This is a genomic window from Actinoplanes philippinensis (assembly GCF_900113015.1).
Lineage (GTDB): Bacteria > Actinomycetota > Actinomycetes > Mycobacteriales > Micromonosporaceae > Actinoplanes > Actinoplanes philippinensis.
Window position 1 is genome coordinate 411221 of record NZ_FONV01000005.1, and the last position, 15314, is coordinate 426534.

The 15314-nt window shown below is 73.6% G+C and carries 14 protein-coding genes; 8 read left to right on the forward strand and 6 right to left on the reverse strand.

The features are described 5' to 3' along the window. The first annotated feature begins 8 nt into the window (after positions 1-8). The gene (locus tag BM290_RS49715; RefSeq protein WP_244903922.1) at positions 9-2477 is read left to right on the forward strand and encodes a hypothetical protein; all 2469 of its coding nucleotides are present in this window, start codon (positions 9-11) and stop codon (positions 2475-2477) included. 192 nt (positions 2478-2669) lie between these two features. Next, entirely contained in the window at positions 2670-4244 is a 1575-nt protein-coding gene (locus BM290_RS15225) for a GGDEF domain-containing protein (RefSeq protein ID WP_093614353.1), read from the forward strand. A gap of 50 nt (positions 4245-4294) precedes the next feature. Here BM290_RS15225 and BM290_RS15230 read toward each other — a convergent pair whose 3' ends face one another. The 5 genes from BM290_RS15230 to BM290_RS15250 are packed head-to-tail and all read right to left on the reverse strand — an operon-like array spanning position 4295 to position 9037. Continuing rightward, positions 4295-4804: a DinB family protein gene (locus BM290_RS15230; RefSeq protein ID WP_093614355.1), complete on the reverse strand. Its 510-nt coding sequence runs from the start codon at positions 4802-4804 to the stop codon at positions 4295-4297. 9 nt (positions 4805-4813) lie between these two features. Further along, on the reverse strand, positions 4814-5587 hold the full coding sequence (locus BM290_RS15235) for an endonuclease/exonuclease/phosphatase family protein (protein ID WP_093614357.1): 774 nt from the start codon (positions 5585-5587) through the stop codon (positions 4814-4816). Beyond that, the gene (locus BM290_RS15240) at positions 5584-7038 is read right to left on the reverse strand and encodes a phosphatase PAP2 family protein (RefSeq protein ID WP_093614359.1); all 1455 of its coding nucleotides are present in this window, start codon (positions 7036-7038) and stop codon (positions 5584-5586) included. The genes BM290_RS15235 and BM290_RS15240 overlap by 4 nt, the downstream gene beginning before the upstream one ends. A 38-nt stretch (positions 7039-7076) precedes the next feature. Beyond that, positions 7077-8090 (reverse strand): YihY/virulence factor BrkB family protein, encoded by a 1014-nt coding sequence (locus BM290_RS15245; RefSeq protein WP_093614361.1) that lies wholly within the window; start codon positions 8088-8090, stop codon positions 7077-7079. Beyond that, positions 8087-9037 (reverse strand): diacylglycerol/lipid kinase family protein, encoded by a 951-nt coding sequence (locus BM290_RS15250; protein ID WP_093614363.1) that lies wholly within the window; start codon positions 9035-9037, stop codon positions 8087-8089. Before BM290_RS15250 ends, BM290_RS15245 begins: the two co-directional genes overlap by 4 nt. A gap of 78 nt (positions 9038-9115) precedes the next feature. Between BM290_RS15250 and BM290_RS15255 the strand changes: the two genes are divergently transcribed. From BM290_RS15255 to BM290_RS15275, 5 genes are read left to right on the forward strand one after another with little or no spacing between them, the layout of a single operon-like run. Continuing rightward, positions 9116-9616: a DUF1990 domain-containing protein gene (locus BM290_RS15255; RefSeq protein WP_093614365.1), complete on the forward strand. Its 501-nt coding sequence runs from the start codon at positions 9116-9118 to the stop codon at positions 9614-9616. Further along, positions 9613-10380 (forward strand): MBL fold metallo-hydrolase, encoded by a 768-nt coding sequence (locus BM290_RS15260; RefSeq protein WP_093614367.1) that lies wholly within the window; start codon positions 9613-9615, stop codon positions 10378-10380. The genes BM290_RS15255 and BM290_RS15260 overlap by 4 nt, the downstream gene beginning before the upstream one ends. Next, on the forward strand, positions 10377-10949 hold the full coding sequence (locus BM290_RS15265; RefSeq protein WP_093614369.1) for a DedA family protein: 573 nt from the start codon (positions 10377-10379) through the stop codon (positions 10947-10949). Before BM290_RS15260 ends, BM290_RS15265 begins: the two co-directional genes overlap by 4 nt. 57 nt (positions 10950-11006) lie before the next feature. Then, complete coding sequence (locus BM290_RS15270) at positions 11007-12284, forward strand: DUF1800 domain-containing protein (RefSeq protein WP_093614371.1); 1278 nt, start codon at positions 11007-11009, stop codon at positions 12282-12284. Between the two features lie 13 nt (positions 12285-12297). Then, entirely contained in the window at positions 12298-13527 is a 1230-nt protein-coding gene (locus BM290_RS15275; protein WP_093614373.1) for a DUF1501 domain-containing protein, read from the forward strand. Here the strand turns inward: BM290_RS15275 and BM290_RS15280 are convergent. Then, positions 13517-14440 (reverse strand): serine hydrolase, encoded by a 924-nt coding sequence (locus BM290_RS15280; RefSeq protein ID WP_239143560.1) that lies wholly within the window; start codon positions 14438-14440, stop codon positions 13517-13519. The genes BM290_RS15275 and BM290_RS15280 overlap by 11 nt on opposite strands. A gap of 134 nt (positions 14441-14574) precedes the next feature. Between BM290_RS15280 and BM290_RS15285 the strand changes: the two genes are divergently transcribed. Further along, entirely contained in the window at positions 14575-15306 is a 732-nt protein-coding gene (locus BM290_RS15285) for a hypothetical protein (RefSeq protein ID WP_093614375.1), read from the forward strand. The last annotated feature ends 8 nt before the right edge of the window (positions 15307-15314 follow it).

Below are 15314 nucleotides of genomic sequence, written 5' to 3' on the forward strand. Positions count from 1 at the left end.
GTGTTCGCGTGAGCACTATGGGATACATGGCCCCTCCGCTCGCTGAGCTCACCGCCCAGGCGCAGACCCTGACGTCGGCCGGTGATCTCGCGGGCGCCCGGGACGTCCTGGCCGACGTCCTGCGTACGGCCGACGCCGATCCCCGCCGCGCCACCGCTGACCTCGCCGTCGCCGCCGCCCTGCACGCCCGGGTCCTGATCGCCCTCGGCGACCCGGAGTCGGCGCGGCTCTGGGCCGCTTTCGCCCACTCGGCCGAGGAACGCCTGCACGGCGCCCGCGACGAGCGCACCATCGCCGCGGCGGCCATGCACGCGGCGGTGCTGCAGCGGATCGGCCAGCACGGCCGGGCCTCCTCCGTCTATCACGACCTGGTCGGCGAGCTCGCCGCGCTGGAGGGCCCGGACTCGCCACGGGTGCTGGCCGCCGAGGCCGACCTGGCCACCGCCGAGCACGCCGCGGGACACTGCTCGACCGCCCGGTCCCGGCTGGCCCGCGCCTGGCGGCGGCACAGCCGGGTGCACGGCGACGCGGCGCCCGCCGGGATCAAGATGCTCGCCCGGCTCGGCGCGATGGAGCGGGAGTGCGGCCTGGCGACGGAGTCGGCCGAGCACCTGGCACTGGCGAGCGAGCTGTGCGCCCGCTACCTGGCGGCCGATCACCCACTGGCCCGGCAGTCCGCCGCCCTGGTCGCCGGCACGTCGTCCGGCCGGCACACCTGCGGTCGCCGAGACACCACCGGCGGCCGCCCGTTCCGCCCGTTCCCGCGCCGCCCCACCGTCACCGACCCGGCCGGCGGCCGCCCGGCGGCGTTCCCGGCCCACGCGCCTGGCCAGCCCCCACCCGACGACCGCCCCACCGACCCGAACGGCACCGTCTATCCGGGCCTCGACGCCTCCCGCCCCGGAGTCGGCAAACCGTGGCCCGGCCCCACCGACTCCCGCCCGAGCACCGCCGCGCCCGGTCCCGGCACCACCGGCTCTCACCCCGGCGCCACCGCGTCCCGCCCCGGCACCACCGACTCTCGCCCCGGCACCACCGCGTCCCGCCCCGGCACCACCGACTCTCGCCCCGGCACCACCGCGTCCCGCCCCGGCACCACCGCGCCCGGTCCCGGCACCACCGCGTCCGGTTCCCATGCCGCCACTACCCGCCCCGGGCCTGCCGATGCCGGCCCCGACGCTGCCCATGCCCGCCCCAGCACTGCCGACACCCGCCCTGGCACTGCCGGCCTGCCTCCTGGGGCCGCGATTCCTCGCCCTCGCGCAGCCCCTTCCTATCCCGGCACCGAGCCTGATCCTCGTGCCGCCCGCCCCTCTCCCGGCGCTGGTGGTCCTTTTCCTCGCGAGGCTGAACCCCGCCCTGGCACGGCCGAATACCCGCATCGCACCGCCGATCCTCGTCGTGGGACCGCCGATCCCTGGCCCTACCCGGCGGATTCGAGGCCTGCCGAGTCTCCGGCTCACGCCGCCGAATCCGGTTCCTACACCGCCGAATCACGGCCGCGCGCCACCGAAACTCGTCCTGGCACCGCCGGTTCCCGGCCGCACGCCACGGAAACCCGGCCTGCCGAATCCCGGCCTGCCGAATCCCGGCCTGCCGAATCCCGACCTGCCGACTCCGGGCCTCATGCCACTGAAACCCGGCCCGCCGAAACCCGACCTCACGCCACCGGAACCCGGCCCGCCGAAACCCGACCTCACGTGGCCGGATCAAGCTCTCGGACCGCCGGATCACCGTCGCACGCCGCCGATCCCTACCCCGGCTCCGTCGATCCGGACGGGCTCGATGACGAGATGCCGCCGGACAACCGGCCGACCGATCCCAACGGCACCGTCTACCAGCAGCCGCTGTATCTGAGTGACGTGCACCGGCTGCCTGGCGACCCGACCGGCCGGCACGCCCGCGCCGACACCCCGCCCCCGCTGCCCGGCAACCGGGCGCCCGACTACGGCGAGGACGGCCGTCCTCTTCCGGTCGGCACGGCCCGCGCCAGCACGCTCACCGATCCGCCGAATTCGCGGCGGCTGCCGTCATCGACTCGGCGCTCCCGGGCGGGGCATCCGTTGCTGCTGGCCACGGTGCTGGCCGGTGGAGTCGCGGCCGCCGCCGCGGTGGTGATCCTGACCCTGCCCGGCGCGGATGGGGCGACCACTCCGGAGCCGCCGGCCACCACGGCGACCGGCGCCCAGGCGCTGACCGCCACCTCGGAGCCGGGCTCTCCGCAAAACGTCCGGCTCCGCGACGAGGGGCCGAGCGTCTCCCTGCAATGGGAGTACCCACGCGACGCCCGCGGCGAGGTGCTGATCACGGTGGCCCGCTCGGATCGGCCACCGGTCACCGTCGCCGAACTGCCCGCCGGGGCCACCGACTACGTCGTCTACAGCCTCAGCGAACGCTACGACTACTGCATCACGGTCGCGGTGCGAGGCGAGGAGCAGGAGATCGCGGCCGCCGCCCCGGTGTGCACCAAGCGGTGATCCCACCGCCCACCGGCGTCTCCCCCGGCGATGCCCGACCCCGGCATCTCTCTTGGTGAGGATCGACCGTCGGCCGGCTCCTGCCGGATGACGACCGTCCGCCCGCAACCGATCCGCAACCCGGTGCGAACCGGAAAGCTACCGGGCCGCCGGAACGTGGGTCGTCACGGCGGCTACAGGAAAGCAGGAACAGTGACGACGGAGACGGCGAGCCGTGTGCCCACCGAGCCTCATCACGAGCTCGACGCCCTCGAATCCGCCGCGGCCGAGCTCGAGGGACGGCCGTTGTCGGCGTTCCGGACCGTCGGGGAGCCCGCCCGGGAGCTGCGGGAGCGTGCCGCCGAGCTGGGCGCCGAGGGGCTCGTCCAGCGGGCGACCCTGCTGCAGGCCGGGGTGCTGCTCCGGGAGGGGCGGACCGGCGAGGGCGGTCAGCTGGCCCATCAGGTACGCGTCTGGGCCGAGCAGCACGAGGACCACTATCTGCTGGCCCGTACCCATCGGGAGTTGTCGGTCTTCTATCGGCATGTGGGTGACTTCTCCGACTCGCTCGCCCACGCGCTGCAGGGTGTCGCCTTCCTCACCGACGACGTGCCGCCCAGCCTGCGGGCCCGGCACCTGATGACGCTGTCGGTCTCGCTCGACGACACCGGCTCGCACGCCGACGGGAAGGTCCGGGCGCAGGAGGCCCTGATGCTGGCCGTCGAGGCGGGGGACCACGAGGTCACCTCGTCGGTGCTGAACAACATGGCGTACACGGCTGTCGAGATCGGTGACGAGCCCGAGGCGCGGATGCTCGTCGGGCAGATGCGGGAGCTGCAGGCCCGGACCGGATATCGGTTCACCGCCAACGAGCTGGACACGATGGCGCAAGTCGAGCTGATGGGCGGCCGGTACGGCGCGGTGGAGGAACTGCTCTCCCCGGTGCTGGCCGACCTGGTCGCCGCCAACGAGGGGGACGCGGTCGCCGAGTGCCAGCTCACCCTCTCCCAGGCCCGCCGTCTGGCCGGCCGGTACGAGGCCGCGCAGGAGGCCCTGGACGCGACCCGGGCGGTGTGCACCGAACGGGGTCTGGCCGGGATCGGCGCCCGGGTCCGGCAGGAGCAGGCCGCGCTGTACGCCGACACGGGCCGGTTCGCCGAGGCGTACGAGGAGCATCGTGCCTTCCATGCCGCGGCGACCGCGCTCCAGTCGGTCCAGCGCGACGCCCGGGCCCGCGCCCTGCAGGCCGTCTTCGAGGCCAACGAGGCGCGCCGGGCCAGTGAGCACTTCCGGGAGATGGCCCACCGGGACGCGTTGACCGGCCTGTACAACCGGCGCTACGTGAACGAGCGGGTGCCGGCTCTGCTGATGGAATCGGCGGCCCGTCGTCGCCCGGTGTCGCTGGCGATCGTCGACCTGGACCACTTCAAGCGGGTCAACGACACCCTGTCGCACGCCACCGGCGACACCGTCCTGCAGCACGTGGCGGAGCTGCTGGAGGAGGCGGCGTCCGGGTCGGCGTTCGCGGCGCGGATGGGTGGCGAGGAGTTCCTGCTGGTCTACCCGGGGGTGGACGCGGAGGAGGCGGCCACCCGCTGCGAGCGGCTGCGGCTGCGGATCCGGGCGCACGGCTGGGAGCCGATCACCGGGACGCTGGCGGTGACCACGAGCATCGGGATCACCACGGCGCCGGAGGGCCGGAGCACCTTCTCGGCGATGCTGTCGGCCGCCGACCGCAACCTGTACGCCGCCAAGCGCTCCGGCCGCGACCGCGTCGTCTCCGGCTGACCCCAGAGCTGCCCGAGCACCGCCAGAACGACCCTGAGGACCGGCCGGTTTCATTCGCCGGTGGGGGCTCCGGCCAGTTCGGCGACGATGTCGAGGTGGCCGAGGTGGCGGGCGTACTCCTGGACCAGGTGGAAGCAGACGCGCTCCAGGGTGGCCGGGTCGGCGCCGGACCAGCGCGGGCCGGGTTGGCCCACCGTGTCCAGGTCGTTGGCGGCGATCGTCGCGGCGGTGTGCACACCCTGGGCGCGCAGCTCCGCGGAGAGGCCGGCCAGGGTCTCCGACTCCGAGACGTGCCAGCGGTCGTCGCGCTGGTCGGCCCACGGGTCGGGGATCTCGCGGCCCTCGAAGCCCCACTCGATCCAGCGCCGTTCCACGTGCCGCAGGTGTTTGACCAGTTCCAGCGGGGTCCAGCCGGACGGCAGGCGGCTGGACCGGAGCGCCGCCTCATCGAGCGCGGCGGTCTTCGCCAGCAGCGTCTCCCGGAAATAGTCCAGGTAGCGGGTGAACACCTCGGCCCGATCGGCGGCCGGGATGGTGGGCGACGGGAACTCGACGGTCATAGCGTGAGGCTAGAGGGCCACGTCGGCGCGGAGCGGATAGTGGTCGGAGGCCTCGGCGGTGATGTCGTCGCGGACCACCCACGCCCGCCGCGCGCGGGCCGCGAGCGGCGCGGTCGCCAGCAGGTAGTCCAGGCGCATGGCGCCGAACTCGCGGCCGGCGAAACCGGTCGGGACGGTACGCCCGTCGCCCTCCCCCACGGCGGCCCACAGGTCGGTGAACCCGGCCTGCCGGAACGCGGTGAGAGCCCGGGTGTCCGCGGCGCCGTCCGGGGCGAGGTGCCGCTGCCGGAAGAGCGAATGCAGCTCGTCCAGTGTGGCGGTGTGGTCGCCGTCCGGGTCGAGGCCGTTCATGTCGCCGGCGATCAGCGTCATCCGGCGGGGCGAGCCGTAGCGGGCGGACAGCCAGCGGGCCTCCCGGTAGCGGCGGTACGGGGAGAACGGGTTGAGGTGGGCGCTGACCACGCGCAGCGGGCCGGCGGTGGTCTCGACCTCCGCGATCGCCGCCGCGTGGTGCAGCCGCCAGCGGATCGCCGCGCGGCGCAGGATCCGCCGGGGCGGGCGCACCAGGATCGCGACCGGCTGCGCGAACCCGGCCGGCGCAAGGTGGACGGTCATGCCGGCCTCTTGCGCCAACCGGTGCAGGCGTGGACCGTACCTCCGGAATTTCTGAAGCTCCTGGAGACAGAGGACGTCCGGCTGCTCGCGGTGGATGACCCGGATGATCGCCGGCAGGCGGTCGCCGCCGCCGTTCTTGATGTTCCAGGTCATCAGCCGCAGCGTCATCCGACCGTCACCGGCCGGCGGGTCACCTGCTCGGCCTCCGCGGCCGCCTCGGAGGCGGTCTCGGCGTGCGCGTTCGGGCGAACCGTGAAATACAGGACGGTCAGCCAGCCGGCGGTCAGCAGGGTGGCGCCGAGCACGTCGGTGGGGTGGTGCATGCCGCGGTACATCCGGGAGAGCGCCACGATGACCGGCATGATCACGGCGAGGGCCGGGAAGATCCAGCGCCACGGCTGCCGGACCCGGGCCATCACGATGATCGCGATGGCGGCCCAGAGACACATGGTCGCCGCGATGTGCCCGGACGGGAACGACGACGTCGGCATCGTGCCGTCGAGCTGCTCGACCGACGGGCGCTCCCGGCCGACCGCGGCCGCCGCGCAGAGGAAGAGGGTCAGCTCGCCCATCATGGCCAGGGCCAGGAACAGCACCGGCCGCCACTGCCGCCACAGGGCCAGCGCGAGCGGGCAGAAGATCAGCGAGATGATCAGGATGGCGTGGGTGTCGCCGGCCTTGCTGGCCATCCAGCTCAGGTCGTCGAGCGACGGTGTGCGGAAGGTCTGCAGCCAGCGCGGGAAGCCGTCGTCGAAGGGCGGCTCCCAGCGGTTCACCGAGTAGCCGACCAGGTAGAGCATGCCGAACACGAACACCCAGCCGACCAGGATCTCGGCCGCCTTCGCCCACGGATGCGGCAGGACCGCCTCCTCGGCGGGCGCGGGACGCAGGTCGGGGGCGGCCTCCGGCTCCAGGCCGTCGGTGAGCGCCGGCACCGGGCGGCCCGCTTCGCGGCGCCAGATCCGGAAGGCGTACGCCGTGACGCTGATCCACGCCACGCCGAGCAGCCAGCCGCCGATCACGTCGGACAGGAAGTGCACGCCCAGGGCGATCCGGGTGAACCCGACCGCGGCGACGATCAGCGCGGCCAGCCCGATGAACCACGGCCGCCACCGCCGCCGCACCGCGGGCAGGAAGACCAGCACGATCATCCCGTAGACGACCATCGAGCCGAGCGCGTGCCCGCTGGGGAAGCTGTTGCCCGGCGCGGACGCCACCGGCACCTCGACGACCGGCCGCAGCCGCCCGATCAGCGCCTTCAGCGACGGGTCCAGGATCAGCGCGCCGAGCCCGGTGACCGTCAGGTAGAGCGCCGGGCGGGGCAGGCGCCGGATCAGCAGCACCGTGACCAGCAGCGCCACCAGCGGGATCATCACGCCGCGGCCGCCGAACGAGGAGATCTGCGTCAGCACCGCGACGATGGTGTCCGAGCCGGAGGCCCAGCTGTTCAGCCCGTCGGCCACCGACCGGTCCAGGCCGAGCAGCGGCTGCCAGTGGAAACGCACCAGCAGCAGCAGGATGCCGAAGGCGAGGCCGATCGCGGTCACGGCGGCCAGGCCCAGCACGCTGCGTTCGGCGAAGTGTCGTACCGGCGCCCACCGGGGTCGCTTGTCGGTCACGGCGTACTCCTGATTCGTCCGGGAGAGGTGCGCCGTTCTTACCCGGTGGGCTCCGCCGGTACACCGGGTTCGCGCTGGGCGGGAACCTCCGGTTCCGGGTCGGGCTCCCAGCGGTCCTCCAGCGCGGGCCGCCGCACCCCCACCCGGCGTGCCTCCAGCTGGGCGGCGAAGGCCAGCCCGAGGAAGAGCGCGATGCCGGTCAGGTTGGCCCAGAGCAGCAGCGCCATCATCGCGGTGAGCGGCCCGTACGTGGCGCCGAACCCCTCACTGAACCGGATGTACCCGGCCAGGAGCAGGCTCGCCAGCCACCACAGCACGGTCGACACCACGGCGCCGAACAGCAGCCAGGACAGGGCCGGCTGGTTGCGCCGGACCGAGTGACGGAACAGCAGGCCCACCGCGAAGACGATCAGCACCAGGCTCAGCGGCCACCGGACGAAGTCCCACGCCACCCGCAGGCCGTGCGGCAGGCCGAAGTGCTCCTGGGCCGAGTCGCCGGCCGCCCGGCCCGCCACCAGCAGCAGGAACCCGAACAGCGCGGGCAGCCCGGCGACCAGCGCCAGGATCGCGGCCCGCAGGTACTTGCGCAGCGCCGGACGGTCCCGTTCGACGCCGTAGATGCGGTTCGCCCCGCGCTCGATCTGGGCCATCGCGCTGGTCAGCGCGAACAGGCCGGCGATCAGACCGAGGGTGAGGGCGACCTCGCCGGCCTCCTCGGTACGGTCGTCGTCGGTCAGCAGCTCGGCGACGAGCGGCTCACTCGCGCCCGGGGTGAGCGCGATGACGGTGTCCGCGACGATCCGGCCGCCGTCCTCCACGCCCAGATCGGTGGCCAGCCCGGAGAGGGCGATCAGGAACGGCACGATGGCCAGGCACAGCTGGAACGCGAACGCCCGGGAGTGGCTGAACCCGTCGCCGTAACGGAACCGCACGAACGCGTCGTGCAGCAGCGGCCAGCGCCCGTAGTGCCACAACGCGTGGAAGGCGTCGTCGGCGGAGAGTTTGTCACCCGGCATCATCCGGGTCTCGGGGACCGGCTGGGTGCTGCTCAAGCCCTCTCCTTTGCCCGCTTGGCGACGGCGCCGGCGTCGTACGCCAGATCCGGATCGGCGTCCGGCTGCGGCACGCACAGCAGCAGCGCCTTGGGCCGGAGGTGGATCTTCATGACCTTGCCCGGGGCGATGGTGTCGCCGTCGAGCTGACGCGCCTGTGCCCGGTTGCTGTAGATCTCAACCCGCGCTGCGGTGTAGGTCTCCATCAGCGGCACCCGCTCGCGCCGGCTCACCACGGCCCAGGCCAGCGCCGCCCAGTGGGCCAGGTTGGTGGGGCTGAGGATGGCCACGTCGAACTTGCCGTCGTCGGGCTCGGCCTTGCTGAGCAGGCGCACGCCGCCCTGCAGCCGGCCCACGTTGCCGACGATCACGGCAGCCGGCCGGCGGGGCATCGGCGGGCCGCCGTCCAGCCGGATCCGGACCCGCATCGGGCGGTCCAGCAGGTGTTTCGCGGCGCCGCCGACATACGCCAGCCAGCCGATCCGCTTCTTCGCCTTCTCCGAGGTGTCCTCGAGCATCTGCGCGTCGAAGCCCATCCCGGCCATCACCACGAAGCACCTGTCGTCGATCACGCCGACGTCGATGCGCCGGCGGCCGCCCTCCAGCGCCACCTCCAGGCCGGTGGCCGGGTCGTTGCCGAGGCCCAGGTTCGCGGCGAGCAGGTTGCCGGTGCCGGCCGGGAGCACGGCCAGGGCCACCTCCGAGCCGGCCAGCGCGGTGACGACGGCGGTCACCGTGCCGTCGCCGCCGCACGCGAAGACCAGCTCGGCGCCCTCGGCGACGGCCTTCCTGGCCTGGCCACGGCCGGGGTCCTCGGGAGTGGTCTCATACCAGCCGGCGGCGGGCCAGCCGGCGCGGGACAGCGCGCGGTCGACGGTCCGGCGCAACTGATCGAGATCGGCCACCTTGGTGGGGTTCACCACGACAGCACAGCGGGGTCCAGTCACGTCGCTCAGTGTGCCGGAGTCATGTCACGGCGGCGACTCGACAGGCGTCGGCGCGGCGACGAGGAGCACACTGCACGGGTGACCGAAGTTACCTATCCACATGTCGGGTTCACCCGTACCGGGCGGATGCCGTCCGGCTACCGGCATCTGCGGCACCGGGCCCGGATCGGGCGCGGCGAGGAGACCCTGGCCCGGGCCGGCGAGGCGGTGCTGACCTTCCGCATGCACCGGGCCATCGGCGCCCGGATCAGCGCCGACTCCGGGCGGGCCGCGCCCGGGGTGCTGCTCACCGTCGGGCTGGGGCCGCTGCGGGCCCCGTGCGAGGTGGTCTGGACCGTCGAGGAGGGCGACCGGATCGGTTTCGCGTACGGCACCCGCCCCGGCCACCCGGCGACCGGCGAGGAGGCGTTCGTGGTCGAGCGCGACGAGCACGACGACGTGTGGCTGACCGTCACCGCGTTCAGCCGCCCGGCCGGCCGGCTGATGCGGGTGGCCGGGCCGCTCGCGGTGATGTTCCAGCACACGTTCGCCCGCGCGTGCGGGTTGGCCCTGAGGCGCCTGGGTACCGTGGGGCGGTGAGCACGACCGAGGTCACCTGGTGGGGGCACAGCACCGTGTGGCTCGCCGACTCCGGGGCCCGTCTGCTGACCGATCCGGTGCTCACCGGGCGGCTCGCCCACCTGCGGCGGATGGCCGGCCCGTCGCCGCGCCTGCCCGGCTCGCCCGACGCGATCCTGCTGTCCCACCTGCACGCCGACCACTTCCACGTGCCGTCGCTGCGGGCGGTGCCCGGCGAGCCGGTCCTGGTGATGCCGCGCGGGGCCGCGGCCTTCGCCGCGAGAGCGATGCCGGAGGCGGCCGGGCGCTGCGTCGAGCTGGGGCCGGGCGACGAGACGGAGATCAAGGGGGTACGGGTGAGAGCCGTCCCCGCGCGACATGACGGCGGTCGTGGCCCGTGGTCGAGGGACCGGGCCGCCGCGATCGGCTTCGTGATCGAGGGCACGGCCCGGACCTGGTATGCCGGTGACACCGGCCTGTTCGACGGGATGCACGACCTCGGCCCGCTCGATCTGGCGCTGATCCCGGTCGGCGGCTGGGGCCCGACCCTCGGCGCGCACGGCCACCTGGACGCCCGGGCCGGCGCCGAGGCGCTGCGCCGGGTGAAGGCGGCGTGGGCGGTGCCGGTGCACTACGGCACGTTGTGGCCGATCGGGATGGGCCGGGTCCGCCGGCACATGTTCGACGAGCCGGGCGCGCGGTTCGCCGAGTTCGCGGCGGAGGCCGCGCCGGACAGCCGGGTGCGGGTGCTGGCGCACGGCGAGACCCTCGGCGTGCACCGGTGATCGGCACTCTCAGCGCCACGGGCTGGCTGTTCCTGGTGGTCGCGTTCGGGGCGATCGTGCCGATCGTGCCGACCGGGGCGGCGGTCAGCGGCACGGCGGCGCTCGCGTTCCACGACCGGCCGTACCTGATCGCGCTGGTGGTCGCGGCCGGCGCGGCCGGCGCCTACCTGGGCGATCTGGTGATGTATGCGATGTGCCGATTCGGTGGCGAGCAGCTGGCCCGGCGGCTGCGCTGGCTGCGTGACGAGGAGCATCTCGCCGGCGTGAAGGAGCGGCTGCGGGCTCGGCAGGTCCCGGTCCTGCTGGTGTCGCGGCTGATCCCGGGCGGCCGGGTGCCGGTGCTGCTGGCCGCGGCGTTCGCCGGCCTCCCGTGGCGCACGTTCGTGGTGGCCAACCTGCCGGCGTGCGCGCTCTGGTCGGTGGTGTATGCGGCGATCGGCCTGGCCGGCGGCTCGATCTTCCCCGAGCCGTGGCAGGGCGTCCTCGCCGCGGTGGCGCTGATCCTGCTGGTCAACCAGGTCCTCAGCCGGTTCTCGAAGAGACGGGCGGCCCGCGCCACGGCACGGTGAACCTCCTCCGGATCCGGCGCTTACGTTCTCCGTACATCGACGTTCTACGTTGCCGGTATGACGGATCGCCGCCTGGTGTCGCACCTGCTCCGCCGGCTCACGTTCGGGCCGACCTCCGCCGAGGTGGACGCCGCTGCCCGGTCCGGTTTCGAGGCCACGCTGCGTGCCCTGCTGCGTCCGGCTGCCGATCCCGCGCCACCGGACCTGGGCCCGGACCCGGCAGCCCGGCTCGGCCGGGACTCCACCCGCGAGCAGCGGCAGGCGGCCCGGCGTGAGCAGGCCGGCCAGGTCGCCGCCCTGACCCGCTGGTGGCTGGAGCGGATGGCCGCGGGCGGCGCGGCCGAGAAGCTGACGTTCTTCTGGCACGGTCACTGGGCCACCAGCGCCCGCAAGGTGCGATCCGCGCCGCTCATGCTCGCTCAGCAGCAGACGTTCCGGCGCTACGGCAGCGGCGACACCGGGCCGCTGGTCCGGGCCATGCTGCGGGATCCGGCGCTGATCCTGTGGCTGGACGGCCAGCGGAACTCCCGGAAGGCGCCGAACGAGAACCTGGCCCGCGAGGTCATGGAGCTGTTCACGCTGGGCGTCGGGGCGTACACCGAGGACGACGTCAAAGCGGCCGCACGGGTGCTCACCGGCTGGCAGGTGGACCGGGTGGCCGGCACGGCCCGGCTGGAGACCCGGCGGCACGACGCCCGGCCGGTCACCCTGCTGGGCCGGACCGGGACGCTCGACGTCGACGGGTACGCGGATCTCCTGGTCCGGCACGAGGCGCACCTGCCGTTCGTCACACGCCGGCTGTGGGCACGGTACGCCTCCGCCGACGGCCTGCCACCGGCCGACGTGACGGCCCGGATCACCGCGGCCGGCCGGGACACCACGGCGCTGCTGTCCGCGCTCTGCCGGGACCCGGCGTTCGCCGCCACCACCGGAACCCTGGTGAAGCAGCCGGTCGAGTGGCTGGTCGGCGCGGTACGCCAGCTCGGCGTGCCGATCGGGCGGCTGTCCGCCGGCGAGCACCGGCGGCTGGTCTCCACGCTGCAGGCGCTGGGCCAGATCCCGCTGCGGCCGCCGTCGGTCGGTGGCTGGCCGGCCGGCGTGGCCTGGCTGACCACGGCGTCGACGCTGACCCGTCTGCGGGCGGGGCAATGGCTGGCGGACCTGGCGCCGGAGGTGACCGACCGGCTGACCGGCGACGACCGGCTCGACGTCCTGGCCGACGTGCTCGTCGTCGACGGCTGGACCGACCGTACGGTGTCCGCCCTGCGCGCCGTGACGAACCCGAAGCGGCTGCTGGCGACTGCCCTGGCCAGCCCCGAGTACGCGATTCAGTGAGGACGGAACAGCAATGGACACGATCACCCGCCGCCGGTTCCTCGTGGCCAGCGGCGTCACCGGTGGCCTGCTCACGGCCGGCGCCGCCGCCTACCGGCTCCGCGACGTCCTGGACACCGCGGGCGACCGTGACCCGGCGGCGAAGACCCTGGTGCTGGTCACCCTCTACGGCGGCAACGACGGGCTGAACACCGTCGTGCCGTACGCGGATCCGGCGTACGCGGCCGCCCGGCCCGATCTGGCCTACGGCCCGGACGAGGTTCTCGACCTGGGTGGGGGCGTAGGCCTGAACCCGGGCCTGGCCGGGCTGCACCGGCTGTTCGGGCAGCGGCGGCTGGCCGTCGTGCGCGGAGCCGGCTATCCGAAGCCGAACCGGAGCCACTTCCAGTCGATGGACATCTGGCAGACCGCACAGCCCGGCCGCCCGGGAGTCACCGGCTGGCTGGGCCGCTGGCTCGACACGGCGGGCGGCGATCCCCGGCTGGCCGTGTCCTTCGAGCCGGTCCTGCCACCGCTGCTGGCCGGGGCGATCAGCGCCGGCGCCACCGTCCCCGGCGGGGAGTTGGCGCTGCCCGGCGGCGTGTCCCCGGAGTCGGTCGCCGCGTTCGGCACCCCCTCGCCGGGCGAGGCGCCCGCCCAGGCCCGGGCCGCCGCCTGTTTCGCCGACCTGATCCGGGTGCGGGAGCTGATGAGCCAGGTCAGCGAGGACACGCCGGAGGGCGCCGAGTCCGACGACGACGAGGCGCCGGCGACCGCGACCGGCGGCGCGGCCCCTCCCCTGGACCGGCAGCTCGCCCTGGTGGCCCGGTGCATCGAGGCGGGCGCGGCGACCCGGGTCTACTCGGTGTCACTGGGCGGGTTCGATCTGCACGCCGACGGCAAGGCCCAGCAACGGGCGCTGCTCACCCGGCTGGACGAGCCGCTCACCGCGTTCGCCGACCGGATGGCCGGCCGGGGGGTCGTGATCGCGGTCTACTCGGAGTTCGGGCGCCGGGTACGGGCCAACGCCTCGGACGGCACCGACCACGGCACCGCGTCGGACATGTTCGTGCTCGGGGACGGCGTGTCCGGCGGTCTGCACGGTGAGCCGCCGAGCCTCACCGATCTCGACGACGGCGACCTGAAATACACCGTCGACTTCCGGGACGTCTACGCCACCCTGCTGTCCGGCGTCCTGGGCACCGACCCGGCGCGCGTGCTGGACGGCTGGACCGGCGCCCTCCCCGGCCTGCTCAGTACTTGAGATGTGTGCGGGTGAGCTTGGCGACCTTCTCCACCAGGCTCTGGCCGGCCGGCATCGTCCGGTTGGTGTGGGACAGCACGGCGATCGACACGTCGGTGTCGTCGTCGGTGATCTGACCGACCGTGTTGATGATCCAGAGGTTGCCCTCGGTGTCACGCTGCAGCCAGCCGTTCTTGACGGTGGCGTCCTCGCCCTCCTCGGCGGCGGCCGGGACACCCCAGTCCTGATCGGGGGCGACCGTGCTCATCAGCTTGTGGGCGTACTCCCGGGAGGCCTCGGACAGCTCGCTCTTCTCGTCGACCAGCTGGGAGAGCAGCACCACCTGGTCCGTCACGGTGGTCCGGGTGAGGCCCCAGGAGCCGCTGACCTTGGTCTGGGTGAGGCCGAGGCGCTTGTTGCAGGCGGTCAGGCCAGTGATCTTGCCGACCTTGCCGTAGAGCGCGGTGGTGGCGTCGTTGTCGCTGTACCGGATCATCTTGTCCGCCAGCGCCTTCTCCGAGCCGGTCAGTTTCCGGTCGGCGTCCTGTGCGGTGAGCAGCAGGCAGGCCAGCACCTGCACCTTGACGACGCTGGCGGTCTCGTACTTCTCGTCGCCACGGAACGCATACGTCTCGCCGGTCTTGCGGTCCAGCACGGCGACCGAGAACTCGGGCTTGCCGGACGCGTACTTCTTCAGCGCCGCGTCGAGGGCCTTCACCCGTTTGGCGCGCTCGATGGCGGCCAGCTCCTCGGGGGTGGGGCCGGTGGGCGTGGGCGAAGCCTTCGGCTCGTCCTGGAAGACGCCGGCCAGCGTGCCGCCACCGCCGGTGCCGCCGGTACCGCCGTCGGCCAGGAGACCCTTCGCCACCAGGACCGAGCCTCCCAGAATACCGAGAGCGGCCGCCGTCACGATGAGATTCCGGGTACGTCGCACCCATGCATAGTGCCGTGTCTTGCGGCCGGATGGCTCACCGGATTCCTGTGTATTCCCGACTTTCGACGCTCGGCTCCCGCCCCGGCACAGCCCGTCACCGGGAGCGGGGTGCGGAACCGGCGCACAATGGGTGCATGTTCTCACTCGTGTCCGGAGCCCTCCAGATGACCACCTCGGCGGCCGGCAAGGTGATCGAGACGGCGGCCACCGCGGCGACGATCCCGGTGCGGGCCGTCGCCCTGATCGGCCAGACCGAGCTGCTGATCAACCGGATCACGCTGGCGGCGGGCCGGGCCGAGGAGCTGATCGAGCGGGTGTCCGCGGTGGCGACCGCCGCCGAGTCGGCGGTCGCCGAGACCCGGGCCGTCGCCACCGCGGCGGCCATCGCCGTCGACGAGGTCACCGCGATCGCGACCCGGGCGAACACGGCGATCGACGAGGTGTCGGCGATCACCACGCGGGCCGACAGGGCGATCGACGACGTCTCGGCCATCGCCGTCCGGGCCGACACGACAATCGATGGAGTGACGTCCATCACTACTCGGGCGAACGCGGTGGCCGGTGAGGTCGAGAGCCTGATCGGTGACTACTCCCCCACGCTGCGTCAGGCCGCCCCGCTCGCCGCCCGGTTCGTGTCCGAGCTGACTCCGGACGAGGTGACCGCCGCGATCCGCATGATCGACGAGCTGCCCGCCCTGCAGCGGCACCTGGTCCACGACGTGATGCCGCTGCTGGGCAAGCTCGACCAGATGGGTCCGGACCTGCACAAGCTGCTCGAGGTGACCGAGGACCTGCACCTGGCGATCGCCGGTCTGCCGGGCCTGAAGATGCTGCGCCGCCGCGGCGAGGAGCGCACCCACGACTGAGGCCGGCC

Excerpts from the sequence above, each read along its gene's own strand:
- BM290_RS15230 (WP_093614355.1), bottom strand. The coding sequence starts at position 4,804 with ATGACCGTCGAGTTCCCGTCGCCCACCATCCCGGCCGCCGATCGGGCC.
- BM290_RS15235 (WP_093614357.1), bottom strand. The coding sequence starts at position 5,587 with ATGACGCTGCGGCTGATGACCTGGAACATCAAGAACGGCGGCGGCGAC.
- BM290_RS15270 (WP_093614371.1), top strand. The coding sequence starts at position 11,007 with ATGACGGATCGCCGCCTGGTGTCGCACCTGCTCCGCCGGCTCACGTTC.
- BM290_RS15275 (WP_093614373.1), top strand. The coding sequence starts at position 12,298 with ATGGACACGATCACCCGCCGCCGGTTCCTCGTGGCCAGCGGCGTCACC.
- BM290_RS15285 (WP_093614375.1), top strand. The coding sequence starts at position 14,575 with ATGTTCTCACTCGTGTCCGGAGCCCTCCAGATGACCACCTCGGCGGCC.